This is a genomic window from Desulfurococcus amylolyticus Z-533, from assembly GCF_000513855.1.
GTDB classification, from domain to species: Archaea; Thermoproteota; Thermoprotei_A; order Sulfolobales; family Desulfurococcaceae; genus Desulfurococcus; species Desulfurococcus amylolyticus.
Genome location: NZ_KI911318.1, coordinates 1,009,412 through 1,036,225 on the forward strand (window position 1 = coordinate 1,009,412; position 26,814 = coordinate 1,036,225).

Below are 26,814 nucleotides of genomic sequence, written 5' to 3' on the forward strand. Positions count from 1 at the left end.
CCTAGGCCCCCTCTCTCAGCATCTTTTTAACATCTCCCAAACCATATCTCTCCATCTTGACTACAACTTCATGCATCTCCTTACCCTCCAACCCAGCAATAATCCCCGCTATCCTCCACCTGCAGAAGGAGCCTTGGCACCTGCCGAATCCAGCTTTAGTCCTAAACTTTACACCGTCAAGGGTTACCTGCGCTCCTATGGTCTTAATCCTCTTAACCGCTTCAAGTATCTCCGCCTTTGATACGGTTCTACAGTAGCATACTACCTCGCCGTAATCAGGGTTTACCGATACTAGTTCGTCTATTTCCCGTAGGGATTTACCGTGAAGCCTGGGGAATCCTCTTCTATAAGGCTTCCAGTCACTCCTGTGCTCCAGGCTCACCGCGTATGATTTAGAGATCATGTCTGCTACATAATATGCTATTGCAGGGGCTGCTGTGAGCCCTGGGGATCTTATCCCTGCAACATTGATGAAGCCCCATGGCTCCTCGTATACTTTAATCAGCCATTCACCATGTGGGGGCTCAGGTCTTACACCAGCAAATGTCCTCGTGATAAGTGATCTAGGAGGTAGCTCTCTCAGTAGTTTACCTGCTTCCCTGAGTAAATACTCGATGCCTTCAAGTGTTGTTGAGGTATCCTCTTTCAACTCGTATGGCATGTCCACTGCCGTAGGACCTATGAGTAAGTCTCCCCCGGTTGTCGTGATAGCGTAAACTCCTTTGGTTAAACTTGTAGGTGTTGTATGCAGAAGCCTTAAGGGTTTAACACTGGTATCCTCATCAAATACTATATATTCCCCTTTCCTAGGCCTTATCACGAAGTCCTCTTCGACACCAGCGCTGTGGGAAATCTCGTCGGCATGAACACCCGCAGCATTAATCACTATGTCGGCCTGAATAAACCCTCCACTTGTTTCAACTCCTTCAACAGCTTTGTCTTTAATTCTGACTGATTTAACCAGTGTATTCACGAGTATTCTCCCACCATTTTCAACAAGGTTCTCGGCTAGCGCGGCAACAGCTTCAAAAGGTGATATATTACCAGCTGTGGGTGCATATACTGCCCCCACGGCCATCGGGCTTATAGCTGGTTCAAGTCTCCTTAATTCATCTCCATATACCGCCCTAACCCCTGGCACATTGTTTCTTCTGGCTGTGTCAATATATCTCAGCGCTTCCTTCTCTTCCTCGCTGTTAGTGAAGACCATTAGTTCACCAGGCCACTTTGCCGGTATATCCAGCTCCTTAACCCATTGACGCCAGAGCTTGTTACCTTCCACGCAGAGTCTCGCTCTAAGAGGGTGTAACTCGGGGTCTTCCTCGTGTCCCGGGTGAATTATAGATGTATTAGCCTTAGAGGCCCCCCAGCCTACATCGGGCTCTTTCTCAACAACAACTATATCTAGTCCCTTATACATGCTGAGGACTCTTGCGATGGATAACCCTACTACACCGGCTCCAATGATAACTATCCTCATTCATGAATCCTCCCGTAATCTATGATCAGTCTATAATCAGGCAAGGGATTAAACGTCTTTACTCATATCCATAGGCCCATGGTACTTCACGGGCCCATCCTAACGCCCTCTTAACAGCCTCCTTCCACCCCTTGTAGAGCCTTTCCCTTATCTCCTCACTGATTCTCGGGATAAACTCTTTCTCGGCCCTCCAGTATCTACGTAGTTCATCAATGCTTCTCCAGTAGTCGACAGCTAGTCCTGCTAGATATGCTGCACCAAGCGATGTAGTCTCATACACCATTGGCCTAACTACTTTTGTATTCAATATATCAGCTTGGAACTGCATCAGGAAGTCGCTTCTAGATGCACCACCATCAGCCTTTAAGACCTTTATCTCCGAACCTGTTTCAAGCTTCACTATTTCAACAACATCCCTGGTTAAGTAGGCTATGGATTCCAGTACCGCTCTTGCCAGGTGCTTCCTCTCGGTGCCTCTTGTTATACCAATTATGAGGCCTCTAGCGTATTGATCCCAGTAGGGTGCACCTAGGCCGGTGAACGCTGGGACAAAGTATACTCCACCTGTATCGCTCACCGATTCTGCAAGCGGGTTGACCTCGGCTGAGACCTCTATTATCTTTAACCCATCGCGCAGCCATTGTATCGCCGCCCCGGTTACAAATATGCTTCCCTCTAGGGCGTATACTGCTTTACCAGGTTCAATACTATAGTAGATCGTTGTGATCAATCCATGCTTAGAGAAAACTGGTGTAGCCCCAGTGTTAACCAGTATGAAGTTCCCGGTGCCATAAGTACACTTTATATCGCCTTGCTCGAATCCAGCTTGACCAAATAATGCAGCCTGCTGATCACCCACAGCTCCAGCTATAGGTACCCTGTATCCATGGAATAATTCATCAGCGATCTCTGGACCCACATAGCCGTAAAGACTTTTATCGCTTGAGGGGCGTGAAAGCGGGAGTATTTCCAAGGGTATCCTACCCTGTACCTCAAGTAGCTCCCTGTCCCAATCGATCCTCTGTATGTCGAAGAGCATGGTTCTAGAAGCGTTCGAGTAATCGGTTACATGAGCCCCCTTCTTCTCTGGTGTCAACACATCTCTTGAATTCCTTGTCAGATTCCATATAATCCACGTATCAATGGTGCCGGCTATAACCCGGCCGCTTACCGCCTTTTCCCTTACACCAGGCACGTGGTCTAGGATCCACCATATCTTAGTGCTAGAGAAGTAGCTGTCGGGTACAAGCCCGGTCTTAGAGCGTATGAGATCTATGTATTTACTCTTTAAGTATTCAACCTCCCTAGCAGTCCTCCTATCCTGCCACACAATAGCATTGTAGGCAGGATTACCTGTCTCGGGATCCCAGAGGAGTATGGTTTCCCGCTGATTCGTGACCCCTATAGCCTTAATCTCACCTGGATTAACACCGCTACCCTCGAGAACCTGCTTGATAACATACCTCGTGTTAACCCATATCTCCAGGGGATCATGCTCGACCCAGCCAGGCCTCGGATATATTTGTCTATGTTCTCTGTAAGCCATTTTAACAGGTAGACCTTCATGATTGAAGAGGATTGCCCTAGTGCCTGTAGTGCCTTGATCTATGGATAAAATATAGCCATCACTCAAGACCGGTACCTCCTGATATCTAGATCAACACCTGAGGAATTTAAACAGTATCAAAGAACCCGTGTAGTAAAAGCTAATATATTTGGTAAGGATGAAATACATACGTGTGGGAGCCATGTATAAAGAGGGCTACGTTGAACTACCCACCGGATTAAACGCTTTCTACAGGAGCTGGCTACCGGAGGATAAAGCCAGGGGACTCGTAATCGGTGTACATGGATTCGCGGAGCACAGTGGAAGATATCTGCATGTAGGCGAGGCATTAAGTAGGTACAACTATGCATTCTACATCCATGATTTAAGAGGGCATGGCAAGAGCAGGGGAGAGGAACCCGGCTACATAGATAGCTTTAACGAGTTCATAGATGACCTAGACTCATTCATGGACTATGCAATCAGGGACTCAGGCATACAGGGCACTATACTATTAGGACATAGTATGGGTGGGTTAATCGTTCTCCACTATCTGGCTAAAAGACGCAGGAGGGTTAAAGCCGCTGTCGTCACCGGGGCCGCTACATTGATTATATACCCGGTTCTACAGAGAATCCTCCTTGAATTAATGAGCATGCTAAGCCCGAGGAAGAGGATAGATTTACCGATAGATCCTGGACTATTATCGAGTGATCCAAGCGTCGGGGAGAAATACGCCATGGATGAACTAGTGTTAAAGAAGCCAACTCTCAAGCTAATATATGAATTATACAGGGCATCGAAGGAGATCTGGAGGATTGTCGAAGAGATAGACACACCGGTACTGATAATACATGGAGAAAACGATAGAATAGTGAACCCCGAGGGTAGTCGTAGACTATATGATAGGCTACGCGTAAGCGATAAGGAATTAAAGATATACCCGGGAATGCGCCATGAAGTCCTCAACGAGCCAGAATGGTTGAAGGTATTGGAGGATATAATAGAATGGATTAATAAACACGTTCAGTGACACCACAACTGAAAAGATCTAGGTCCCTTCATGGCGGGAATGAGATCAGACCATAGATTATGATCGACCATGAGATACCTCTGACCCCCCTTCCCAGCCCTTTAGGTGGTTCACTGGTTCCCCGCATCTATTCAGGGTTTACGTTATCTGCGGGGCAGCCGGGGTGGCCAGAGATCCCCCATCTGGAGTTTTATCGGGGTTGCCGAACCCTCATCCAGTAGTTGGGGCAACCCTCATACCCACTGCTTCTACACTTACCACCAAAAACAAGATAGAGAATACAGAGCCTGTAAACCTTATCCCCCGCTATAAATGGCGAGGCTTTCGGTTGTAAACATAGAGTACATCTGTGCCTGTTAGCAAGTATATTTCATCACCGCTTATGCTAGCTACCGGGATCCCGTAGCCTTTCTTCGCAAGCATGTATATTGTCTCCTCTTTTTCAACTAGTATAGTCTTGAACACTGATTTATCAAGAGCCACTCTAGGTAGCCTGTGCTGAATACCATGCTTTACTCTCTCATGCTGGTTATTCAAGTAGAGCAGTGCACCGGTGAGAATAGCTAGGATGGGTGTTGAGTATAGTGTTAATACTCTTGCCGAATAAATACTTATGAAGTTAAAGGGCGGGGGCATGTTTTTCTCCACAATGTTTTTCACCGTCCTGGTCTCGCTACTGCTTGTATTCGATGATGATGCAGACAATATGTTGTTTGGTTTATCGATGCTGAATAGTATTATGGGGTTGTATTGATAGACAGCAATATATCCATCAGAGTATTTAACAGTATAAGAGGCATTAATGTCAACCCCGTAGTCAAGCTTAAAGGATGCCGAGGAGATCTCCCTGTCGATACGTGAGGCCAGTTCCAATATCTCTTCTATATTAACCGAGCCATTCACATATACGCTCCCAGGGCTACAGAAAAGTGTTAACTGGGGCTCGAGGCTTTTACTCCATAGGGAGGATCTTAAGACACCTGAAGCACTGATATTGCACTCAATACTGGTTGCTTCACCATGCTCCGTGTTATTGTATATTACCACCTTAGCATTCAACCTGTAGAGGGAGTATTGTGCCAGTGAGAGAAAGACCCTGCTGGAGGAGATTACTGAGGCATTGTCGTATATTATAGATGGCTTCACACCCATGGTGAACAATGCATCCCCATTTATATCAGTGTACTTCACCACGTGTTCAACCACATTGTAGGGTTCGATCCTGTAGGATACAGCCATAACTACGATGCTTACGGCGAGTGCCAGGATAAGTGTAATAGTTAGGATTCTCATTGTTTTCACTAGTAACTTATTCGCCAAGATAAGTATACCTCAACATATTTTTAACAATATAAATAATAAAGGTTAAACATAATAAACATGAAGCCAGGAAAAGAACAGTGTAAACGCTGCCTATAGCACCCACAGCGATGATGAATGGATAACCTATATAGGGAACTCTAAAAACCACTCTACCCAGTATAGTATTAATACATGCCCATAAGGGGTCGTCAACATTGTTTGCATCGCCCCGTGTAATCAGGCAGCTACCATCACTGGTTACATTTACAACCCTGTGTACAACAATATTTACCCCATTAGAGAACGCTACTATATCACCAACTGAGATACTCTTGATACTCTTGGGCTCAATAACCACTATATCACCAATACCAAGGCTTGGAGTCATACTTCCCGAGGAAATCACTAGGAGCCTGTAGCCCTGTAGAAAAGAGAAGACGAGGAGTAATGCTACTACTAGGAGAATAAGTGAAGGATAAGCGGGTTCATGCCTGCGGATTCCACGCATCTTATTATTAGCTATTGCTCCAGCGCGATCCATGAATAGTAGTAATCCAGTAAGGATGGTTGAGACCAATAGAGGAAGATATGCTAGAAACACGTTCATCCTCAATGGAAGAACAGGTGAGAGCTTATACATTGATACCTGTATAAGGGACAAACATAGGGATGCCTTAAACCCGTTGCTAATGTATGTAATCGTGCCAAGGATCCCCCATGCAATCCAGTACAAAGACTTCGCCACAACTGATATCGAGGCATCAACATTCTCAAGGAGAAACAGATAAGCTAAGCCTTGAACTACCGAGGTGGAGTATAATAGAATATTGTTCGGGGTTGCTGGTGCGTGCGTGAGAATAATTTTCCTTGATGATTCTATCAGGGTTACTGAGGAAACATAATAGAAGATCGAGGCAAGATGCTGGGGAAGACTTGATATGAGAGTATTTATGCCAAAGCCTGTTAGAAGCCCTACAACAATATAAGAGATAGGTATCGAGGCAAACGCTATATAGTAGTATAAACCCATACTACCACGGGTTCCAGGCATCAAGGTGCTGAATACGCTTACAAGGACAACGGCTATTGAGGATGGAACCAGGTAATAAGAGAACCCGTAGAGTAACCCGGTAAACTTTGATAAAGCCGTGAAAATAATCCATGACACATAAAGTAGCAAAGAAATTAGATAGGTGTTACGGGAAAAAAGACTATTCAATTAAAGCCACCTCGTATTCAACTTATGGAGATTGCGCCGGGACACTGTACTCGTTCCACTGAACAGCCTGCAAGCTTATCGTGAAACTAAGTACCGTGTTCTGTGGAGCACTCTGCAGTACTGTTAGATCAAAGCTTATATCAGCTGATTGACAGGGATGGAGCTGAGCGCCGAAGTTGTCTCCCCACCAGATCAATATATCTGGTGCTTCATCATTGTTTAAATCTAATTCGACACCCTGTTGTAGCACTTGCTCGTTCAACTCGTAGTAGTATCGTCCATCTATTATTACTCTCCATATCTTCAATGGGATTGAACCATCATTGTGAACCTTCATGGCTATGTGGGTATAATACCATGGATAAACATTATACAATCTCACATTCATGGTATCCATGTCTCCATCGCCATCACTATCTATCAATGCTACATCAGTACATCCTACATCCTTATCAAGCTGGAGAACGCCTGGTGAAGGTAGGTGTGTGGCATTCCAGTCGTTACCTTTATAGGATCCGAAGCCAGGCTGGAGCCCGCATGCATCCAGCCATATGGTTGACCCTTTCACAATCTCCCAGTCTAGTTCACCAGTGCCAACATATGTGTTTGCTCTTAATATATCCAGCCACATTGATGCTCCAAGCAGTAGTCCTACTATGATTAATAGGGTGGCCAATACTATTACATATATTCTATTCATATCTAATACACCTAATGCTATGTGTTAAATGGGTCCGGGTATGAGCCCCGTTGCCTTTGAAAAAGCATATATTAATGATCCTAGTATTACATGAATTGGTTAGCTGACTGTCGTGATTTATGGTACCTCGTTCCACTGTGCATATGTGAATTCAAGCCCGAAACTGTAATCTGTATCCTCACTAGCAGTTTGCAACACCGTTATATTAATTGTTATGTCATGTGTGCCTTCTGGATGGAGCTGTGTGTTCTCGGGTACCGTGATAGTAACGCTTAAGGCCTGGTTATCATATCCACCATCGGTGAAGACGTGGTTTAAGAGTTTAACTGGTATCGTGCCAATGTTCTTCACGGTAAGGGTTATAACCGGGTTATAACCTGGATACGCGTTCACGAGTGTTATATGTACTTTCACCACATTTCCCTCCCCATCGTATTCTTCAGGCTCCACTATACATTGAGCCACGTCTTTTCCTTCATCGTTATGGAAGTTTGAGCCTGGTAACTGCGGGTCTGGGCCCTTATCACTGCATTGCCAATCGGCCCATGCTACCTTGACTTCCCCTGTCTCGACATACGTGTTTACTAGTAGTGTTTCATACCACATTGCCATAGCTGTTCCTAATGCTAGGATTGCTAGCCCTGCAAGGGCTAATCCCATTACGGTATTTAATGCTTTCATTTTACTACACCAAGAACTTCATATTATACCTTGATTATTAAATATCTAAGCCAAATTATTTACATATCTAACATATATATTTAAAATACATAAAGCAAAGCTACATGGATAATACCATTATTTTCGACGCATCTATTTTTCCCAGGAGATCCGTGACAACATGTTTCTCACTAGACCCCTTAACTACCAGTATAGCCGGGACCCCTATATCGGTGGATATCACAAGCATCCTTATACACGCCTCCATAAGTATATCTGGTTCACAACTTAATACAGTATCCACAATATAGCTTCCCGACGAGTTCTTAATAGTATAGACATAGTGGTAAGCCCCGGATACACCCTTGTACCCTTGCCATCCATGCACCTTTACCATACAACCCAGATTACGCTCTATAACAGTGTTTAACTTCTTGTCCACAAGCCCGTCGCCTTCATCACCTTCCAAAAGCATTCTCTTTAAATTCCTTATCCGCTCTAAGAGTATTTTACCCTTATTACTTAGTATGTACTCTGAAGCATCCCCTATCTTCAGTATGAAGCCTTTCCTAATGAGCATCGATAAATACTTCTCGAATACCATGGTGTTAAGGTTTGAAGCATACAGCATATGGGTCTTGATGCTTTTTCCTTCCCTACGTAGATTCTCTAGGATACATTCCACAATATCAATGCTCGATCTATGTTGCTTATTCATTACTACCACGCACACGAAATAAAATAGCGGCTGCTGATTAAAATAGTATTTTAGTTATTAATATTTTTTATGTATTGTTTATACATATATATTAAATAACTTGAGTAATTACCTAATACGCTATTATCTTTATATTATCAATTAATAGATATATTCGCGGTATAGCTAACAATATTGCCCGTCACTATCTCGATCCATGAAACAAGCTTGAATCCTGCCTCGACATCAATGTTAAGCGAATTACCAATATATCCTGGAACAGGCAGGTTACTGCATTTTATTTCTCCCCAATAAGGCTTGTTTCCAATACCTGTTTTAACCGGAGGGTAGACGTATATCTGTATTACGGGATTTACTGCACCTTCACGAGTAGCTATTGATACACTGATATTCCTTAGGGTTGCTGTAACTACATCATTGTTCTCGACGACAAGTCCAACCCATACCGTGGATGCATTATCCACATGGATCATAAGTGACCTATTATCGGTTGAAAGAACCACATCATTCACGCCTTTACACACGTACTCATTTGCTGCAAATACTTTCCAAGAGCCTATTTCAAGATACGGCTTCCTTATATGAATGTAAATGTTCGCCTTTAAGCTGTCATACCACATTGAGTATCCTGCTGAAGCAGTAATGACTGCTATAAGCAGTAATGCGAACACGATAATACTAATTTCATATTCATGCATAATTAAATCAGCTCGGCCATGATAAGAGATAACATATAGTACTTATAAACCAAGTGTATAAGACATACTTTAAACCAGCCGAGGATTCCTCTAGATACCAACTAATTCATGGATATACAAGATTAGAAAAAACTGTTTTTGAAAACTAGCTGGACTGGGATTGAGGTCCACTGCTCTCCTTCTTTGCTTCCTCCTCGATCTCCTTTTCTATCTCCTCAATGGGTTTAGGAGGAGGTGTTGTTGCAAGTGTGTACCCTATCCATCCAAGTATTCCGAAGACTCCTGCAACAGCTATTAGTAGCGTTAACTGCATTAATAGCCCTGAATACTGTGTGAAGAATAATACGTAGGCATAGATTAGCACTACAATGATCGATATTGCTAGCAGGCCCCATCCAATCACTTGATCCCTACTCAAAACCCTAACCCCCGTTAATTAATATCCATGTATTATTCATAAAAGGAGAAATATATATAAATAAATATGAAAAGGATGTTAAAGCTAGCCCAGCTCAGCAACTATCTCGGCTTTATCCCTGAGTATCCTGGCTTTCCCGCCAGTTGGTTGAACCAACTGTGTTCCACAAACCTTGCAGCGCGCTGGAAATGTCGAATGACTAAATACTATGTTCTCGGCACCACAGGTCCTACAGATAACCTTGTAGAATCTGCTTCTCGGGGCGGGTATCAATATCTTCGTCTTCTTCAACGCCCTCCCACCTCTACTAGCTCAGCCTTCTTAAGCCTGATGCCCTCCCTGTGTATTATATACCCGCATTTCGAGCATTTCAGCTTCAACACTGTCTTCTTTGTTACCTTGGCAAACCTCTTCTGCTCAGGCTTCCTCTTGGAACCATAACCCTTCTTCTTCCTGGCGTATCTCCGCTCTCCCTCTGAGAGGCTCCTCCTCTTGCCATGCTTATATATCGTCACGCTATGCTCGGTATGGGTCCTGCATTTAGGGCAGTACGTTATTATGACCTTGGGTATCCTCAAGTCTAACACCCGTAAACACATCTATCCAGATAGTCATAGGCTAAGTGATTTAAAAATATTCCCTCAACCACCTGATACAGGGGGCATTAAGACAACTGTATCCATATCCATTAGGACTGTGTCAAGGCCTTTTCCAGGAGTCTTCGAATTATGTAGTACTATAATCTGCGATGTACCCTGCAGTAATTCACTAATATACTTAGCTAACCCTGGATGCCTCTCGCTAACAATCTCCAGGAGTCCTCTTAGAGTACTCCCTTTATTCAACTCTATAACCTCCTCCCCAGTGCCTGCCTTACTCTCCAACCAAAGCATGTATCTAACTCTCACCTTCATTGCTTCTCTCCCTTGCTAATGCTTCCTCATGTAGCCTTCTCCATTCTTCGTCACTTAACTCCCTGTATTTCTCCAGTAATACATCTCTTTCCCCGGGGTTCTTCATGAAGAAGTATACGGCATAGCTGCAAATCGGCTCCATAAGCCACTTATTCTCCCTGGCTAGTTTTACAGCATACTTCATGAGCTTCCCCGCTACACCCCTACCTCTGTGCTGGGGAGGAGTATACGTGGATATAAGCTTCATGACGTTGTTTTCAACGCTGTACCTTATATATGCCTTGCTCCCATCCGGTAGTCTAGCATATATTACTGTAGATGTATGGCTTATTTCATATTCTTCCCCGTTCAAACTAGGTCACCCTAACACTATTATCTAGGGCAACCCTTAAAACAATAAGCCATAATAGTCTTGGTTACAGTTAATATACTAATGGTGGTTGAGACGCCTAGAATAGCCTGTAGCGTGATCAGTGTACTAGCCATACTATTACTTATAATCCCCATGGCGCAGGGAAGCATCGGTAATCTAGTGGTGAAGACCCTTATCTACGAGGGGGTTATAGAGCTATCTCTCATGGGTAAATCCATTAAAGACGTCATAGGCCTCAATATTTCAAGCCCAGTTTCACTTTCAATAACATATAAGGTTGAGGAAAACATCTCGTTTACACACCCTGAGCTAACACCTTACGCGTGCAGTATACACATTTACATAGTATCTGTAACAGGGTCGACACAGCTACCAGAAAACTGGATAAAAAAACTGGGTTCATGGAGTAATAGTATTGAGCTACAAGGGGATGAGTGTATTAATCCGCCACTGGTTTTATTCATCAGGAATGGTGAGATAGCCCTGGATAACATATCTAAGACAGGTACCATGACAGGTATCACGAGGCTAGACGTGGATACAGTGCACTTGGTAGGCGGTAACCCCTTCTTAACGCTTAATCACACCATATACTCGAGCTTCTGGAGTCTATATTACGAGCCCTTATCAGGGATAGTAATATACTATACGCAAGTATATAATAATAGAAGCCCCGAGGGTGATGTCTTCTTCTACTCATTAACGTTGATGCTGAATAATTACCAGGATATATTCTATGATATCGTAAAAAGAGAGGTAATAGATTTAAGACCTCTGAACTCCTCGACCACTCCCAGCATCATATTGGTGTATCTGAACTCATTGGGTAATTCAAATGATATCCCCCGCATAAATTCAACAAACAACTCCATAACTATATTATTCGATGAACCCACATACTGTTTCATAGAGGCCGGTCCATTTGACCCTCTGGTGAACATCAGCTCTAATATAGAGTTATACAGGTATTCCACGATCAACGGGTTAACCATATATTATAGTATGAAGACCCCGTGTAAAATCCTATGGTTTAATCTAAGTAATCCCATGAATACAGGGGGAAGCCCGGTGGCGAGCGAGAAGGGAGTACCCCCTAAGTATATACAGCCGGGCATGGATTCGATTATTTTCACTATAATGACTGTCTCCGCGGTCTTATATATAGTATATTCCGTGATCAACTGGCTCATCAAGAAGTACTATGATGTCATCTTTCCCGCTTTAAACCATGCTTCAAATTATACCTGTATACAGACAACGGGTTCCTGCCGCCCTTGCACCTATCACTTATAGGACATATATTCGTAGACTTCATTTTCTCACAGCTGTAAGGCATGTACTTCTTCCTACTACCCTTCATACCCGAGATATGTTCTACTTGGTACCTGGCTATTTTCTCATTGAAATCCGGTGTCTTCCTGAAATACTCCAGTATAGAATCCACGTCGAGACCTATATTAGCTAGAAATGCTGCAAGGTTAAATCTCTCCTCATGACTCGGGTTCCCCCCTGACTCAACAATACTAATTATCCTAGATATACATGGTGGAAGGGCTTCGGTGATCAGGCCGCCTACTTCACTGGTTTCCATGGTTCCTCTCGCAGTGATGGATTTAAACCACCCGGCATCTACTAGTTTCTCCCTGGCCTTATCAATGAAATCCTGGAGAGGTATATTCAGTGAACTAATATCCATAGACACAGCATCAGTGATTATATGCTTGATCACCGCTTCCTCAAGGATTCTCAGAATCATTCTCTTATTCATATAAACCTTCCCCTCCGAGACAACATTATTCTCTAAAGAGTATGCAGGGTCCTGTGAAAGCCTCTCCGCCACGATCCCCGTGAACTCTATCACCGGGAGGGAATAGTTAAGCGGTAAGAATGCACCTCTAGCCCTATTCTTCCCCCCGCCAACATTATTAGTGAATACCGGGAGCGCAGGTGGATTCTCGACGTACACTAGGTGGAGACCTATTTTTGATGCTATGGAGAGGATGACGGAGTCATCCTCTTTGAAGAGACTTCTCCTCGCTGACTTAGCGTATGCTAGGGCAATCCTATTAATTAGTTTCCTATCCCCGATGGATTTAGCCACCGCTAGAAGAAGCTTATAACATGCGATACTCTCATATTCATCCATGAAAATCTTCGTGTTAACCCGCATTCTCTCTGAGAGAATATCTGTGAGAACTAATGGAAATATTTCGCGAAGCCTGTCGAGGGCGCCTCTAATGATTATCGATATAATCGTTGAGGAATCAGTGTCCCGAGGTAATCCAAACCTACTTGGACTAAAGTCGCTGGGGCCAGCTACAAAGGGGTATTTAATCAAGTCTATGTGAGCCATTCTACCTCCCTTTACCTAGTTGTATAAATACCGAGAGATATAATCGTGGTTATATTATTGTAACAATGTGAACATGTTTTGGGCATATATGTTTCTTCAGAGGGGTCTGTTTTAATCACGGTTCATCCGATAGCGTACTCATCACCATAAATAAAATATATAGGAGGCGGGCTCAGCGCTTTGGCCCCACATCACTCTTCAGACGACCCCTATTTTCAATAGAGGTCCCCATACATCATTCCCGCGTTGTAGACCTATACCCACTGAGGGTTCGGGTCTAGTGGATATTTGTAATCGCTTGTAGATATTTTTAATTACTTCATCCCCTTATTTCTTGCTCTCCCCCTTCCTCGGGCTTCATTGTTCACTGGGGGAGCGATTTGGGGTGGTCCCGGGCACCCCTGCATACGCTTGTACAGCTCTCAGCCAGCAGTAACAGTAGGAGTATACAGGTTTATAAGTTTTTAGACGCTGGGTCACCCTGGATGGGCTCCCTGACCAGGGTATACGTGTTTGAGGGGGAAGATAGTTAAATCAGGTGTAAACACCCAGTATACCCATCCAGAGAACACCGGGGGAAGCTGAAGAAACCACACGGGAGAAAAGTAATGGTCATCAATGAAAACGAGTGAGGACGCCAAGAGAATAAACACATCCAAAATATCTACAAGGAATTCAGAGAGGATTCAGAACCTGCAACAGGCTATTTAATTCTTTTAACCTCGAAAACTATTTTCTCATAGCCTCTTACTTTTACACCGGGTTCCACGTTGAATACCAGTAGCCTGCCCCCACTGGTTATAACATATGGAACCCCTAGATCAGCCTCGATGAATCTACCCGTTTCAGGGAGCATCCAGTATACTCTATAGCCATATTCAACCGTTTCCTCCTCGTAGATATCCTCGAACACGTTTACACCTGGTTTCAACTCTCCTTTAAACACAATTATGAAGACTATATATGGGTATTCAATGCTACCTCTAAAACCTATGTCGACACCTATAACTCTTGGAAAACACGGCTTACCGTTGAGTTTAACCTCCTCCATGTCAAGGTAGAACTGCATATTTTTAGCCAGTGCTTCTTTTTCCTCCGCTAGCTCATCGCTTGTTAAACCATGGTAGTAGTGATCCGGGTCGTGGTAATCGAAAATCACCACTTCATTGATCCAGCCTGATTCCAATACATGGAAGAAACCCATGCCGTAAAGGGGTCTGGGCTCCCTCATTTTTTCTCCACTATTCTCCTATATGCTTCCTTACCCTTATCTGTTAGTCTTAAGTAATTATATTTACCAGTCCTAGCAACTGTTATGAATCCCTCTTCCTCGAGTCTCCTTATCCTTCTGCTCACACTTGACTTAGGTATCCCAGTCTTATTCGTTATCTCGGCCTGAGTTAATCCAGCGTCTCCAGCCTCACCTAGGGCCCTTAATATGCTTCTCGAAACGGGATCATTTAAGACATCGACCTTCTCGATTCTACCTATACTGGTCCTCCTCCACCTTAGAACAATGATCACTATCGCGACTACTGTTATTAGTATTAGTAGTAAGGGGAACAGTAAGTTTAATAGATTGAATTGAGTGGAGGAAGGGGATGCAGTGTTCACGGGTATCTTCAACACTATGAAATATATCGCTGGATCATGTGTTCGGATCACTGTTGTATTAGTTAACGTCTGAATACTGTAACCAGATACCCTAGGGTAGGAGTCTATTATGACGTCATATATTCCGGTCAAGTATATCTCCACGGATACGTTCACTGCTCCACTGGCATAATCCAGTAAATCCAGCGTCGCTGTATAAGAACCTATCGAGGCTTCCTCAGTTAAGTTACTGACCGTGAAATACAGCGTCACCGTCGAAGCATTGGATACGAGGAGTGATGCAACCCCACTGTTATCATCGTAATTTACCACCAGAGAACCTGTTGGAGGATTCATAGTGTAGTTAAAGAAGTAGAGGGAGGCGTCGCTGAATATCTTGATGGGTAGATCCACATTACCTATCTCACCAGGCGTGAGCGACATAGTGATCGAGACACTGAGAATCCCTGTCCCCTCGATCGGGTTATAGAAAACAACGTACTCGACACTCTCGATCCCCTGCTGCGTACCCAGCACTACATGGGTTAAACCAGTGAGCATGCAGAGTACTAGCAGCAGTAACAGGTATGGGTTTAAACCTCTCCAGGTAAACACGTTAAACACCGTTGTTTTTCCTATAATAAAGTTAGGTTAATAATTATTAAACATCATCTCTAGTGAAATAGTGGTATAAAGGTTGTAAACTATGTGGATGTACAGCGAGCTATATAGTTGCCCGCTTACAGTAATCCTAGGAACCTTTACGTACAGGGGGTATAAGGGGTGGTCGGTGTTACCAATACTCAACTACAGGGTATCAATACTCAGAAGGGGCGATGCATGGAGGACTGTGACAAATATACGCGAGCCTCAATGGTATAAGAGATGCCTCGATACATGTAGAAGCATCGCAGATGGCATTAAATCGACCGGTAACATCGTGATGGATCTCTCATTAAACGCGTCATTCTACGGTGGAATAGGCACTTATATTCTCTTAGAGGCTGGCTTAAGACCGCTATCCCTCGACATAGTTAACACCATGGTGTTTAAATTCTACCTGAAGCCATACACCAGTGGAGGCAGCTATGTAGAAGGAAGGTTAGAAGACTGGTTGCTTTTACAAACAGGTTTAAGAGAGGGATTAATGAAACCAGTCTTAGATGCCTGTGAAAGCCTTGGATCGGTTAAGGACGATACATGCATAATCAACAGCGATTTAGGTGAGGTGGCGATAACACGTGGATACATCAATGAAGACGATTGGCTACATATAGTACCCGATAACTCACCGTTTAGACACGTTTTAACCCTTGAAACCCGTGTCAACCGATCTTAAAGATGACCCGCTGTATAAACAAGTTATAATAGGGTTAAAACCAATCGATTATGGCAGGGAGTAGTGGTGGGGAAATAATGAAGAACAAGGAGAAAGAGAAGGAGTACCGATTCGTCCCGGGCGTGATACTCGACGACGCCGATGAAGAAATAATATATAGTTTAACAAACGGTTGCAGCACTTGTGCTAGATGCCCACTTAAAGGATTATGTGGGTAATCCATATTGGAGCGCATAGTCTCGAGAGGGGAGAGGATAAGGTATAAGTGTATCAGGAGCGGCACCTGCTGCGGCAGCGGGCCTAATGTGGCTTTAACAGCCTTCGATATATGTAGAATAGCCAGGTTCCTTAACACAGAGTGGAGGAGCCTGGTTGGCAGATATATCTACGCTGTTATAGCCGATCAAATCCCCATACCTGTTTTAAGAGGCATCAACAATAGATGCGTATTTCTCCAAACCAGTAACAGCTTGCCGACATGTAGTATCTACCCGGCTAGGCCGAGGAGATGCAGGCTATTCCCTTTCATACCCATCTCCCCCTCGATAAAGGATAAGATGTATGTCTCAAGGATATGCCCTGGTATCGGGGTGGGCGAGGAGATGGAGCCACCGTGGAGTGAGCTGGAAAAATTTAGCGAGGAGGTAACAATACACTATAGGCTTCTCTACGATTACATCTTTAACAAGGGCTACGAGCCTATCAGCGCCCTTGAAGCCGTAATAGATCAGGTGTGCCTTCAGCAGTAACCTACCTGCATGTATTTCTCTAAACTTAATTAGTTTCCACTACGTAATAAAAAATGTACTATTAAGGGATGCATCATGTATGAGTTCAAGGAGTGGAAGGTAATCGGGTCCGATAAGGTCTCAGCAATAGGGCTCGGCACATATGGTATCAAGAGTTATGATAAGGCGTTTGACGCGTTCATCTATGCATTAACCCATGGCATAAACCTGGTTGACACTGCTGAAATGTATGATGGTGGGAGAGCTGAGGAGTTCATTGGAAGAGTGGTTAAAGAGGTTGGACGGGACAGCGTATTCATAACGACCAAGATGCTACCAAATAGACTCGATGACAAGGAGAAGATTATTAGGGCGGCTGAGGAGGCTTTAAGGAGGCTTGGTGTACCATATGTAGACCTCTACTTAATCCACTGGCCCAACGAAAGCCTCCCGATAAGGGTGCAAGTAAGAAACTTCGAGGTGCTCGCTGAGAAAGGTTTAACCAGGTATATAGGGGTAAGCAATTTCGAACCAGCCATGCTGCGAGAAGCCATAGAGGCTACAGGCAAGTACAAGATAGTTGCAAACCAGGTTCACTACAGTGTATTCAACAGGCACTATGTTGAGAAAGAACTCCTACCCTACTGTATTGAGAAGAAGATAGCTCTCCAAGCATATACCCCTCTTGAAAGAGGGAACGTAGTGATAAATAACGTCATAAAGAAAATGGCTGAGAAATATAGTAAAACACCTATACAGGTGGCATTGAACTACCTGGTGAGCCATATGAATGTTATAGCCGTGCCTAAGACAGAGAATATAGAGCATGTAAAGGAAATACTGGGCTCAATAGGCTGGTGGATGAGTATCGATGACCTTGAATACCTGAGAAAACACGCCTAGTTATCGAGGCAAGCCCTCCACGTCTTTTAGGCAGACCCCTGCTGGTATAGTGGATAAGGAATAAAATAGGGTTTACATAAATCTTCAACCCGATGGTGACCGAGGACTTGGAAAACAAGGAGCTAGAACTAACAAAGAAGCTTGCTGCAAACCCAAGGATAAGTATTAAGAGGCTTGCCGACGACTTAGATATGAATTACACTGCTTTAAGGGATAGGATTAGGAAGCTATCCTATAAGGGCTTGATAAGCTTCATCCTATCTGTTTCACCGCTTATCACCGGAAACACTGCAGCCTTGGTTAGGTTGAAGGGACATAAAGTGGAGAAATTGTTGTCGAGTGCCTCGAAATGTAATAGGGTTATAACAGGCCTAAAGGTGAGCGATGATGAGGCCATCCTAGTGATCTATGGAAAAGACAAGGGTGATATTGTATCAGTTATAGATGTATTGAGAGATGAAGCCGGCGGGGATCTTGAAATATACGTGGAATACGGGAGGCTCCACCCAGACTTTAAAGTCCAGATAAGGAACCCCAATCCTGAGTGCAATCATCCGCCATGTAATAACTGTATACCCGTGCTCAGGAATAGGGTTAAGAATGGTTCTGGGCTTCATGGAACGCCGTAAGCCTCCTTGGTGAATACGAATATATTTTCATAGGTCGGCTTTCTCCTTAGATCTCTTATTCTCCTCCTGTACCACGGCATTTGTTTAAGGGTGTGATAAATTATTTCCCCGAATACCTTCCACCCCTCACTATTCAATTCATCGCCGTAGAAATAGTAATCCCGGTTATCATAGAGTTTCAAGATGAGACTTCTAACGTATTCAACACTCTTCTCCTTACGCATTAACACTACCCTACTCTAACATCTTCTTTGCATGGTTGTAGCTGGAGTATCTTATTCCTCCTTAAGGCCTCCTCCAGCACCGGGAATACCTCCTTGATAGACTTGTTTGAATCTACTTCAATAAGCTTACTACTTACCCTGTAATACTCGATTATTGGTTTAAACGTCTCATAGAACACTCTATATCTGTTTCTAACTACCTCTGGCTCGTCATCTGGGCGCTTGATCAATTGTGCTCCATCGTAATCACATTTCTCATCCTCCCTGGGCTTCGGCTCATAGTATATATTATATACTCTATTGCATACTGGACATATTCTCCGCCCGCTTAATCTCCTTACAGCCACTTCTTCCGAGACAACAAGATGTACCACGGCGTCGACATCCACTATTTTATCGAGGGCTTTGGCCTGCTCTAGGGTTCTCGGGAATCCGTCTAGGATGAAGCCTCTTAATGCATCGGGTTGCTTCAGTCTCTTGCTTACAACTTCTATAACGATCTCATCTGGAACCAGTAACCCCTTCTCTATATAGGATTTGACCACTCGTCCCAGCTCGGTGTCTCTAGCTATTTCCTCCCTGAATATATCGCCGGTTGAAATGTGGGGAATACAGTACTTCTCCCTTAGTATCTGCGCGTAGGTTCCCTTACCTGCCCCAGGGGCGCCTATTAAGACTATCTTCACTAAAAGCCACCTCATTAAGTATTGATTCATCTTCGGTAATTTAATTATTATGGAGAATACTGGCTGAGAGTGAAAACTATGCCTTATACCTAGGATCACTTATACCGAGCCAGTTCAATAGTTTCTGGAACGCATGGTATTTCGAGACCGCTCTCGACCCATGGGGGCCAGGCCTCTTCATATAGAATGCGTTAACCTCGTAGATCGTGCCGTAAGCCTGTCTATCAAGCGCTATCCTTCCTATTCTAGCAAGATCTACGAGTAGACCGGCCAGCGCCGGGCTGTCATTTATCCTCATTAATATGTAGAACTCATCCTTGAACTCGCCGAAGCTGTAGTACTCAACAATCATGGCAACAAACTTCTTGTCCCCTAATGGCTCGAGATACCCGGTTGGCCTGATGTAGTTGGGGGCTTCATAGCCAAGTATATCCTCTACGATACCGCTCTTCGTCTTCTTCTTCATGATATTCCTCTCAGGCAGGTTCAATGCAAGGAAATCGGTGTTGCCACCTATATTAAACTGCGCTATATCAATGACTTTTCTATTCCTCTCATACATGTGCTCCAGTAGGTCGGCTGTGAAGGGTGTTGCCCCAGTTGAGCCATCATCACCTAGTATGGTGCATTTCCTCTCAGTACATAGCTTGATGAAGCCTGGATCATTAGCTAGAGGTGAGGGTATCGCGTTCACGAATGTTACAGGTCTATATTTCGCCGCGTAAAGCGTTGCAGCATAAGCGTATGTCTGGCTAGCGGTTAGATCACCGTGCAAAGCCCTCCTCTCTATCTCCCTTGGATCACCAACGGCTTCAACAGGTTCAGTAGTCATAACGTTGATTAATACGTCTACGTTGAGATTCCTCCATTCATCGATCAACTCGTTTAACGCGGCATCAATACCCTTATCCTCTTCTCTCCCCCTAGCCTTGAAGGGGAGTCCCTTCATGCTATTTAAATGAATACCCCTGCTTACGACAATGTCCTTCAGGGATCCAGGTATCGAGTCACCCGGGTAATCCCTTCTCGCCAACTCGTATACCGTCTTCCCAACTTTTGATTCATCTACATCGTATGACGCCACTATTTCTATATCACTATACTTGTAAGGAAGCCACTCCCTCAGAGGAACCCCGTAATCAGGTATCTCATTGTTCTTTAATCTCTCTAATCCAACCTCGAAGTGTAGTGCAACCAATCCTTGACCTATTATAGCCACACGAATCACGGCGACCACCTATAATTTAAGCTTACTAAGAATCTCCTCGATCAATACAAGCGCATTCTTGAATGCATTGATCCCCCTCTCTGTTACAGAGTACAGTGTTTCGCCGTTTTCCTGTCTCCGGGATAGTAGTCCATCCCGGCTCATCCTGTATACGACAGTATACACGGTTACAGCGGGAGGATCTATACTGAATTTCTCCCTCAACCTAACCTTTATATCGTATGCCCTCAACGGCCTACCCTCCTCCATGAGTATTTTGACTATATAGAGCCATAGATTCTCCACCGTGAGCTTTTTAACGAGCCTGATATATGCTCTCGATGTACTCATGGTTTCAACCTATATTTATGATCATAAATATAGTTTAAAAAGCTTTAGCTACAAAGAGGACACAAAGCCGATACATGACTTAAGCTCTATAGGAGCTGAAATCTTTTTGTGTGTTTAGAGGAGGGGTTTATATGGGTTGGTGGGCTGGGTGGAGCCCCCTAGGTGAAACCATGAACATAGTATAATTAGAGCGAACACCTAGGGAGAAATGGTGTCAAAAAGGTTAAGGCACCAGTCTTGTTCTATCCCTAACAAATAATATGGCCTCCCTAACGTTTTCCAGGTTGAGCATTCTCATCAATAATCTCTCAACACCTAGCCCGAACCCGCCATGTGGTGGCATACCATATTTGAAAGCCTCCAGGTAAAAGCTGAAGTTCTCCGGGTTAAGACCTTTCTCCCTCAACGCTTTCAATAGCTTCTCATACCTATGCTCCCTTTGTCCTCCACTCGCTATCTCCAGCCCGCGGTAATCGAGATCGAATTTCCTAGTGTAGACCCCGTCCTCATCCCTCATGTAGTAGAAGCCCGTTGAAGCCCATGGGAATCCCACTATAAAGTATAGCTCATATCCCTTCTCGGTCATTATTTCTCCCAGCTTCTTCTCAGCGTAGTCGCTTAGGTCCTCTGCCTCCGAGATCTCGAGTCCTTCGCTTCTAAGTATATCGACTGCCTCCTGGAATTTTAGCCTCTTAAACGGTGACGAGGGTTTCTTAAGCGTGGCGCCGAGTATTTCCAGCTCCTCTTTATTGTTCTTCGACACATACTCTATGATGTATGTAATCAGGTTTTCAAGCGTTTGGAGAACATCCTCGACGCTATTTATAAAGCCTTGCTCCACATCTATACCCCATGACTCGTTCAGGTGTCTCGTCGTATTGTATTTCTCAGCCCTGAAATACGGGGTTATCTCATAGACCCTTGTGAAGCCAGCCATCAACATTTGTTTAAATAACTGGGGACTCTGGCTAAGATACGCATCGTTCTCGAAATACCGGATCTTAAACAGTGTTGCACCGCCTTCAGCACCAGCAGCCACGATCTTCGGGGTTTGAACCTCTATGAACCCGTTCTTGGAGAAATACTCTCTGGCTGCATTGAGTAAGCTATTCCTAATAATGAATATCGCCTTCTCAACGGGGTTTCTCACTAAGAGCCATCTGTACTTTATCCTCGTATCGAGTAAAGCCGGTACCTTACCCATGGTGTCGACTGGGAGGGGTTCAATGGGTTTCGCGTAAACCTCTATCTTCCTAGCTATATACTCTACTCCTCTCGCACTCCTTTGCTCTGGGGCCTCCTCCCCCTCGAAGCAGAGAGCTGTGCCGATATCGATTTCCATCCCCAGCTTAAATAATTCAGGCTCCCTTTCCTCCTTTAATACCAGGACACTTGGTTTCACGCTGTCGCTACTTACCTCAATAATAATTATCCTTCCAATACTTTTCTTCCTTATAATCCAACCACAAATCCTCTTTAAACCCATTCTACTTCACCTGTGAAAGCATGCCCCAGCCTTCTCAGCTCTATAAGGGCAGGCTTCTAGCTGTAAAAATTTATTAGTAGGTTTAAAATAATATTTTATTAGCGGCTAATTACCCCCAGCCCCGAAGCCAGGCAACCCAGCTATAAATGCACTAGATTAACTAGTGTATAAAGCTGGGTAGGACCCTACGGGGTTTAAAGGATATCCGAGGGTTTGGCCTGGCTAGGATATCCGGGGGTAGGCTACAGCTTTTCCCAGCCGGCGGAAATACCGCCGGCTGACTGATTTAATAACTAGACTATGGCAAACAGTAAAAACTTATAATCCCTTGTTATAATTACATAGAAAACAGCGGGGCATCATAGCGGGGTAGGGCAGCCTGGTAGCCCGCGGGGCTCATAACCCCGAGGTCGGTGGTTCAAATCCACCCCCCGCTACTTCCTCCTAACTTTTCCAGTACCCTGTTTCTTCCTGCATACAGCGAACATTACTATAGCCGTGATGAGAGTCTCTAGAGTGAGTATTGGAATTATATATGATTGAAGATTCATAATTAGTTTTCCATCCTCTATTGAGAAGACCATGGGACCCCATAAAACCTCGCTATTCACTACTACCGGTTGCCCTGTCCCATTTATCTTTATGGTCCTGCTGGACCTGGGATCAACGCGGATGCTTATCGTGTTGATGAATGTACTCGCTCCATATATCTTTATATAGGTTTTACACGTTCCCCATCCATTATTATGTATTTCTACAACTGGGTCCACGGGTAAAATATAGAGGTTGATTGACACGTTAAATAGGTAGGGGGATTGAAAGTTCACTAGCCAGTGGCCTGGTTCAAGTAGCGTGATAAACGCTGGCGGGTATGGATAGTAGGGTTTTATCCCGAGGTCTAATCTTATATCCGTTACAAGCGTGAGGTTCTCTATTCTCTTCCAGGGTAAAAATATACTGGTTTGATTATCTATAACATATAGGTCTGTCCCATTAGTGTTCAATAACTCGCTTATTGGAAGGGATAAGTTGCCAACGAGTAGTTTAACAACTACTGTTTCATTCTGCCTTACAGTGAATGGACCTGGAGGAGTGATGTATCCGTTTGCATCCACTAGTAAGAATACATCACTGTATTTTTGATCCACTAGTAAGTCATATGTTGAAACCACCAGCTTAGGCTGCGAGGTGTCAAGCACGTATGTCGAAACAAGTAGAATCAATACTAGGAATACTAAGAAATTCCTAGCACATTTCTTCCTAAGCCTTAAAACCAGGTAAGTATGCATAGCTTACTCACCATGGGTTCGAACCTGTTTACTATACCTGTAACCAGTAATACATAAACCTATCTAGCTGGAGATAGTGTAAGCCCAAAGGAGATTGGTTGGTAAGCCGCCGCCGGGATTCGAACCCGGGACCTCTGCCTTACCAGGGCAGCGCTCCACCAGGCTGAGCTACGGCGGCAGGCTTACTGTTTAATATCCAGGACTGGGATTATATTTTTTACCGCCTCGATATGCTGTTTCTGTTTCCATATAGGTTTACTATTGAATTCTTTTATTGTATTGAAGAATGTAATCGCATGAATCTATTCCTTAAATCCCTTAATTCAAGATGTACGGGGCTCCGGTGTGCCCGCGAACATCCCTAAGCCGTATGCAAGCCCAAGCAGGATACAGGGGAACAAAAACGATGGGATGAAACAAGCTTATATAAACCTATATAAGACCTAAACCCCCTAGCTATTGTACACCTATGTTAAAGTCTAAGCAGTGAAAAATACTCCACTATGTTTTTAATACTAATATTTCAGAGTATCCATCCTCGATAAGGGTTTCCTCCAGGATTTTAAACATGTCGACGGGATTCTGAACACGTTTCTCAGGGTTAATGCTTAGAGCCCTTGTTAGGTATTCTAGGATTTTTCCATTGATCCTACCTTTTAGAGACTCGAGATACATTGCGAGATATTCGTCAACAGGTTCCCATAGCTTAGGTAGGGCTTCCTCAATTCTTGTCTCTCCTCGTGCTAGCTGCTCGATAATGGTTTTCGAGTTGCTCGTGTATTCCTCCAATCCCTCGCCTTGTAAGAGGGGGGTCTCTATATTGAAGAGGATACGTGATATTAGCTTGTTTAACTGGAGATGTGGTAGGATAGGTTTATTCGTTAAGGCTTGTAGGATCATGGAGGAAGCCATGAATAAATTACCCGCCGGTGTAATCCTGTTAGTGAGTAGTATAAGGGGATCAATGGTTTCAAGCCCCCTGTATAACCCTCTATAAGGAGAGTCGAGCCTCTGGAGATTAGTGCAATACTCAACAACGGGCCTATAGCCTAGTGGCTCACTCGGGTCCTCCACTAGCCATACATCTCTAAGTCTTAGAGCATTCAACCCGTAGCCAAGCGTATTCATGAGGGCAGCCAACCCGGTTAACCTATGGAGAACGAAGAGTGCTTCCTCAGTGTTTAACTGGGATTCCTTGATCTTCCTCTCAAGGTTTACGCCGCCACTATGTGATTTAATAATGCATGGAGGGAGCTCAAGATATGTTTTCTCATCGAGGGGGTGCTGGCCGGCTATAAAGCCTACGCATTGGCCCATATACTTAGCGAAGCCGACTAGCTTTCTTAACGCATCTGCCCCGACGCCGGCTGGGTACTGAATAGATCTTAGGGAGAACTGGTAGTTTAATGCATCAATCGTGTTTAGAAATAGTTTCCCCGTATTATCTACCTGCTCCAGTTTCGGTATTTCAATAATATACTGGGATCCCTCAGGGTCAACTGCATGTAGCTTAAAACTATATTCATCCTCGTCCAGTATCCCGGTTACCTTGAATCCATATATCGCCCTATTGATCCATGCATCGGGGAAAGTAATCCTGGTTTTCAAGGCATACTCCAGGATGCTCTTTAATAAGGGAGGTAGATCATCCTGGCTCAATCTCCCTATTACAATGCTACAGGTGGTTTTAGGATATGATGCAGCCTCGAGAAGCATTCTATATGCTTCACCGCCTTTCACAACGGCTCCTGGGGCCTCACCCACTACGGCGAGCACTATGTTTCCCACTACTATGAATCTAAGGGTTTTCCTCCTTCGATCATATTTTATGACAGCGTAGACTAAGTCATTCTTTTCCTTAAAGAATCTCTCGCCAATTTTACCCAGTGTATCAACCGCTTCACTACACGGTAATTCTCTCTCGGGTTCAACAATACTGATTTTTCTAATTAATGACGCCAGATTTAATGGATCTGCAAATATCTCACTGGCTTCATCCAACCGGTCGTGCGTTCTTAAATAATGCGACAAAAGCGACACCTATTTAATCATTATCCAACCTTACTAAATAAATAATAATGATTCTAGATGGGTTAAAATTACAAAGGTGGTAAAAGCAATGCATGGATCAGATGAGATGATCAAGACATCTAAAAAAATCATCGACGAGCTGAAATCGCTCCTACGTGAGCACTACGGGGACCCAGGGTACGCTACTGTAGTTGGGGAGGGGGTTTCAGGAGATATAACGAGGCGTATAGACCTCATGGCGGAGGAATATGCTGTCGACGCCTTCAGTAAATCCGGGCTAAACATATGGGTAGTCAGCGAGGAGAAGGGATTATATAGGCTGAGAGAAAACCCTGATTACATAGTACTACTCGATCCCCTTGATGGAAGCCTCAACTATGTATCACAAATACCATTTGCAAGTATTTCTATGACGCTATATACGGTTAATAGATCTGGCCCGCCTCCACTAATACACGAAGCCATATATGGCGTGGTAGCTGATGTATTCAACAATATTCAAATAGAGTATATAGATAGCAAGATCATGTATGACAATAAGGTTTATGAGAAACGAGTATCGATCAATAGAAGACAACATAGAATTGTATCAGCTTACTTTAATAGAGTAGAGGAGTTCTCAATTATAAGGGATATGGTCATCAATCAAGGAGAAGGCTTTAAGCTAAGGATAATGGGCTCTGCATCCATCGAGTCCACCCTGGCATCACTTGGATTAATAGACTACTTCATCTCTCTAACAGGGCGGCTGAGAAACACCGATGTAGCGTTAGCAATAGTGGCAGCTGTAAAGCTAGGGAGTAGCATACTAGTTGAACCATCGCTGAATAGTATACGGGTAGATAAAGTGGAGATAGTAAGGAGGCTTGTAATTGGCCCAAGTAACGATTCAATAATTAATGAAATAAGGAGAAAATGGTTCGCTAGTTGAAAA

31 protein-coding genes and 2 tRNA genes are annotated in these 26,814 nt (G+C 44.0%); 9 read left to right on the forward strand and 24 right to left on the reverse strand.

What is annotated here, in order from left to right; genetic code table 11:
* Position 1: 1 nt before the first annotated feature.
* Positions 2-1,480 (reverse strand): NAD(P)/FAD-dependent oxidoreductase, encoded by a 1,479-nt coding sequence (locus tag SPHMEL_RS05230; RefSeq protein WP_042667632.1) that lies wholly within the window; start codon positions 1,478-1,480, stop codon positions 2-4.
* A gap of 58 nt (positions 1,481-1,538) precedes the next feature.
* Positions 1,539-3,113, reverse strand: coding sequence for a glycerol kinase GlpK (gene glpK / locus SPHMEL_RS05235; protein WP_042667633.1), 1,575 nt, complete (start codon positions 3,111-3,113; stop codon positions 1,539-1,541).
* A 115-nt stretch (positions 3,114-3,228) separates the two neighbouring features.
* Here glpK and SPHMEL_RS05240 point away from each other — a divergent pair, with 115 nt between their 5' ends.
* Entirely contained in the window at positions 3,229-4,059 is an 831-nt protein-coding gene (locus SPHMEL_RS05240) for an alpha/beta hydrolase (protein WP_232216771.1), read from the forward strand.
* A 306-nt stretch (positions 4,060-4,365) separates the two neighbouring features.
* Here the strand turns inward: SPHMEL_RS05240 and SPHMEL_RS05245 are convergent, their stop codons facing one another.
* From SPHMEL_RS05245 to SPHMEL_RS05295, 11 genes are all read right to left on the reverse strand, one after another.
* Positions 4,366-5,379: a hypothetical protein gene (locus tag SPHMEL_RS05245; RefSeq protein WP_232216772.1), complete on the reverse strand. Its 1,014-nt coding sequence runs from the start codon at positions 5,377-5,379 to the stop codon at positions 4,366-4,368.
* The gene (locus tag SPHMEL_RS05250) at positions 5,369-6,580 is read right to left on the reverse strand and encodes a signal peptidase I (RefSeq protein WP_051401014.1); all 1,212 of its coding nucleotides are present in this window, start codon (positions 6,578-6,580) and stop codon (positions 5,369-5,371) included. Before SPHMEL_RS05250 ends, SPHMEL_RS05245 begins: the two co-directional genes overlap by 11 nt.
* Before the next feature lie 22 nt (positions 6,581-6,602).
* The gene (locus SPHMEL_RS05255; RefSeq protein ID WP_042667635.1) at positions 6,603-7,280 is read right to left on the reverse strand and encodes a hypothetical protein; all 678 of its coding nucleotides are present in this window, start codon (positions 7,278-7,280) and stop codon (positions 6,603-6,605) included.
* Between the two features lie 117 nt (positions 7,281-7,397).
* Complete coding sequence (locus SPHMEL_RS05260) at positions 7,398-7,961, reverse strand: hypothetical protein (RefSeq protein ID WP_042667636.1); 564 nt, start codon at positions 7,959-7,961, stop codon at positions 7,398-7,400.
* 100 nt (positions 7,962-8,061) lie between these two features.
* On the reverse strand, positions 8,062-8,658 hold the full coding sequence (locus SPHMEL_RS05265) for a winged helix-turn-helix domain-containing protein (protein WP_042667637.1): 597 nt from the start codon (positions 8,656-8,658) through the stop codon (positions 8,062-8,064).
* Between the two features lie 137 nt (positions 8,659-8,795).
* Entirely contained in the window at positions 8,796-9,356 is a 561-nt protein-coding gene (locus SPHMEL_RS05270; RefSeq protein WP_042667638.1) for a hypothetical protein, read from the reverse strand.
* A 145-nt stretch (positions 9,357-9,501) separates the two neighbouring features.
* Positions 9,502-9,774 (reverse strand): transcriptional regulator, encoded by a 273-nt coding sequence (locus SPHMEL_RS05275; protein WP_042667639.1) that lies wholly within the window; start codon positions 9,772-9,774, stop codon positions 9,502-9,504.
* A gap of 84 nt (positions 9,775-9,858) precedes the next feature.
* A complete protein-coding gene (locus SPHMEL_RS05280) occupies positions 9,859-10,065 on the reverse strand; it encodes a 30S ribosomal protein S27e (RefSeq protein WP_012608558.1) in 207 nt (68 codons plus the stop codon).
* Positions 10,062-10,352, reverse strand: coding sequence for a 50S ribosomal protein L44e (locus SPHMEL_RS05285; RefSeq protein WP_042667640.1), 291 nt, complete (start codon positions 10,350-10,352; stop codon positions 10,062-10,064). The genes SPHMEL_RS05280 and SPHMEL_RS05285 overlap by 4 nt, the downstream gene beginning before the upstream one ends.
* A 63-nt stretch (positions 10,353-10,415) precedes the next feature.
* Entirely contained in the window at positions 10,416-10,688 is a 273-nt protein-coding gene (locus tag SPHMEL_RS05290; RefSeq protein WP_042667641.1) for a MoaD/ThiS family protein, read from the reverse strand.
* On the reverse strand, positions 10,672-11,040 hold the full coding sequence (locus SPHMEL_RS05295) for a GNAT family N-acetyltransferase (protein WP_042667642.1): 369 nt from the start codon (positions 11,038-11,040) through the stop codon (positions 10,672-10,674). The genes SPHMEL_RS05290 and SPHMEL_RS05295 overlap by 17 nt, the downstream gene beginning before the upstream one ends.
* Before the next feature lie 60 nt (positions 11,041-11,100).
* Here SPHMEL_RS05295 and SPHMEL_RS05300 point away from each other — a divergent pair, with 60 nt between their 5' ends.
* Positions 11,101-12,354 carry a hypothetical protein gene (locus SPHMEL_RS05300; RefSeq protein ID WP_156915444.1) on the forward strand — a complete coding sequence of 418 codons (1,254 nt, stop codon included), beginning with the start codon at positions 11,101-11,103 and terminating at the stop codon, positions 12,352-12,354.
* Here SPHMEL_RS05300 and SPHMEL_RS05305 read toward each other — a convergent pair.
* The 3 genes from SPHMEL_RS05305 to SPHMEL_RS05315 form a co-directional block, all read right to left on the reverse strand.
* Complete coding sequence (locus SPHMEL_RS05305; protein ID WP_042667644.1) at positions 12,269-13,414, reverse strand: DNA primase; 1,146 nt, start codon at positions 13,412-13,414, stop codon at positions 12,269-12,271. The genes SPHMEL_RS05300 and SPHMEL_RS05305 overlap by 86 nt on opposite strands.
* A gap of 703 nt (positions 13,415-14,117) precedes the next feature.
* Positions 14,118-14,645, reverse strand: coding sequence for a hypothetical protein (locus tag SPHMEL_RS05310; RefSeq protein WP_012608567.1), 528 nt, complete (start codon positions 14,643-14,645; stop codon positions 14,118-14,120).
* The gene (locus tag SPHMEL_RS05315) at positions 14,642-15,622 is read right to left on the reverse strand and encodes a helix-turn-helix transcriptional regulator (RefSeq protein ID WP_232216773.1); all 981 of its coding nucleotides are present in this window, start codon (positions 15,620-15,622) and stop codon (positions 14,642-14,644) included. The genes SPHMEL_RS05310 and SPHMEL_RS05315 overlap by 4 nt, the downstream gene beginning before the upstream one ends.
* Before the next feature lie 91 nt (positions 15,623-15,713).
* Between SPHMEL_RS05315 and SPHMEL_RS05320 the strand changes: the two genes are divergently transcribed.
* From SPHMEL_RS05320 to SPHMEL_RS05335, 5 genes are all read left to right on the forward strand, one after another.
* A complete protein-coding gene (locus tag SPHMEL_RS05320; protein ID WP_042667646.1) occupies positions 15,714-16,346 on the forward strand; it encodes a hypothetical protein in 633 nt (210 codons plus the stop codon).
* A 77-nt stretch (positions 16,347-16,423) separates the two neighbouring features.
* A complete protein-coding gene (locus SPHMEL_RS07445) occupies positions 16,424-16,564 on the forward strand; it encodes a hypothetical protein (RefSeq protein ID WP_198011731.1) in 141 nt (46 codons plus the stop codon).
* A 6-nt stretch (positions 16,565-16,570) separates the two neighbouring features.
* Positions 16,571-17,095 carry a YkgJ family cysteine cluster protein gene (locus SPHMEL_RS05325; protein ID WP_012608571.1) on the forward strand — a complete coding sequence of 175 codons (525 nt, stop codon included), beginning with the start codon at positions 16,571-16,573 and terminating at the stop codon, positions 17,093-17,095.
* A 75-nt stretch (positions 17,096-17,170) separates the two neighbouring features.
* The gene (locus tag SPHMEL_RS05330) at positions 17,171-17,977 is read left to right on the forward strand and encodes an aldo/keto reductase (protein ID WP_042667647.1); all 807 of its coding nucleotides are present in this window, start codon (positions 17,171-17,173) and stop codon (positions 17,975-17,977) included.
* Between the two features lie 107 nt (positions 17,978-18,084).
* A complete protein-coding gene (locus SPHMEL_RS05335; RefSeq protein WP_232216774.1) occupies positions 18,085-18,606 on the forward strand; it encodes a winged helix-turn-helix transcriptional regulator in 522 nt (173 codons plus the stop codon).
* On the opposite strand, the gene SPHMEL_RS05340 is transcribed toward SPHMEL_RS05335, so the two are convergent.
* The 5 genes from SPHMEL_RS05340 to aspS form a co-directional block, all read right to left on the reverse strand.
* Positions 18,591-18,830, reverse strand: a complete 240-nt coding sequence (locus tag SPHMEL_RS05340; RefSeq protein ID WP_042667649.1) for a hypothetical protein — start codon at positions 18,828-18,830, stop codon at positions 18,591-18,593. The genes SPHMEL_RS05335 and SPHMEL_RS05340 overlap by 16 nt on opposite strands.
* Positions 18,831-18,835: 5 nt before the next feature.
* Positions 18,836-19,516, reverse strand: a complete 681-nt coding sequence (locus tag SPHMEL_RS05345; RefSeq protein ID WP_198011724.1) for an adenylate kinase — start codon at positions 19,514-19,516, stop codon at positions 18,836-18,838.
* A gap of 76 nt (positions 19,517-19,592) precedes the next feature.
* Positions 19,593-20,744 (reverse strand): inositol-3-phosphate synthase, encoded by a 1,152-nt coding sequence (locus SPHMEL_RS05350; protein ID WP_042667650.1) that lies wholly within the window; start codon positions 20,742-20,744, stop codon positions 19,593-19,595.
* A 9-nt stretch (positions 20,745-20,753) separates the two neighbouring features.
* Entirely contained in the window at positions 20,754-21,074 is a 321-nt protein-coding gene (locus SPHMEL_RS05355; RefSeq protein WP_042667651.1) for a PadR family transcriptional regulator, read from the reverse strand.
* A gap of 223 nt (positions 21,075-21,297) precedes the next feature.
* Positions 21,298-22,560: an aspartate--tRNA(Asn) ligase gene (gene aspS, locus SPHMEL_RS05360; protein WP_042667652.1), complete on the reverse strand. Its 1,263-nt coding sequence runs from the start codon at positions 22,558-22,560 to the stop codon at positions 21,298-21,300.
* A gap of 363 nt (positions 22,561-22,923) precedes the next feature.
* Here aspS and SPHMEL_RS05365 point away from each other — a divergent pair.
* A tRNA-Met gene (locus SPHMEL_RS05365) sits at positions 22,924-22,997 on the forward strand.
* Here SPHMEL_RS05365 and SPHMEL_RS05370 read toward each other — a convergent pair.
* The 3 genes from SPHMEL_RS05370 to SPHMEL_RS05380 form a co-directional block, all read right to left on the reverse strand.
* Positions 22,995-23,849: a hypothetical protein gene (locus SPHMEL_RS05370; protein WP_042667653.1), complete on the reverse strand. Its 855-nt coding sequence runs from the start codon at positions 23,847-23,849 to the stop codon at positions 22,995-22,997. The two genes, SPHMEL_RS05365 and SPHMEL_RS05370, sit on opposite strands and share 3 nt — an antisense overlap.
* Positions 23,850-23,953: 104 nt before the next feature.
* Positions 23,954-24,027: transfer RNA gene (locus SPHMEL_RS05375), tRNA-Thr, on the reverse strand.
* 323 nt (positions 24,028-24,350) lie between these two features.
* Complete coding sequence (locus SPHMEL_RS05380) at positions 24,351-25,880, reverse strand: hypothetical protein (RefSeq protein ID WP_042667654.1); 1,530 nt, start codon at positions 25,878-25,880, stop codon at positions 24,351-24,353.
* Between the two features lie 88 nt (positions 25,881-25,968).
* On the opposite strand from SPHMEL_RS05380, the gene SPHMEL_RS05385 reads away from it, so the two are divergent.
* Positions 25,969-26,811 (forward strand): inositol monophosphatase family protein, encoded by an 843-nt coding sequence (locus SPHMEL_RS05385; protein ID WP_042667655.1) that lies wholly within the window; start codon positions 25,969-25,971, stop codon positions 26,809-26,811.
* The last annotated feature ends 3 nt before the right edge of the window (positions 26,812-26,814 follow it).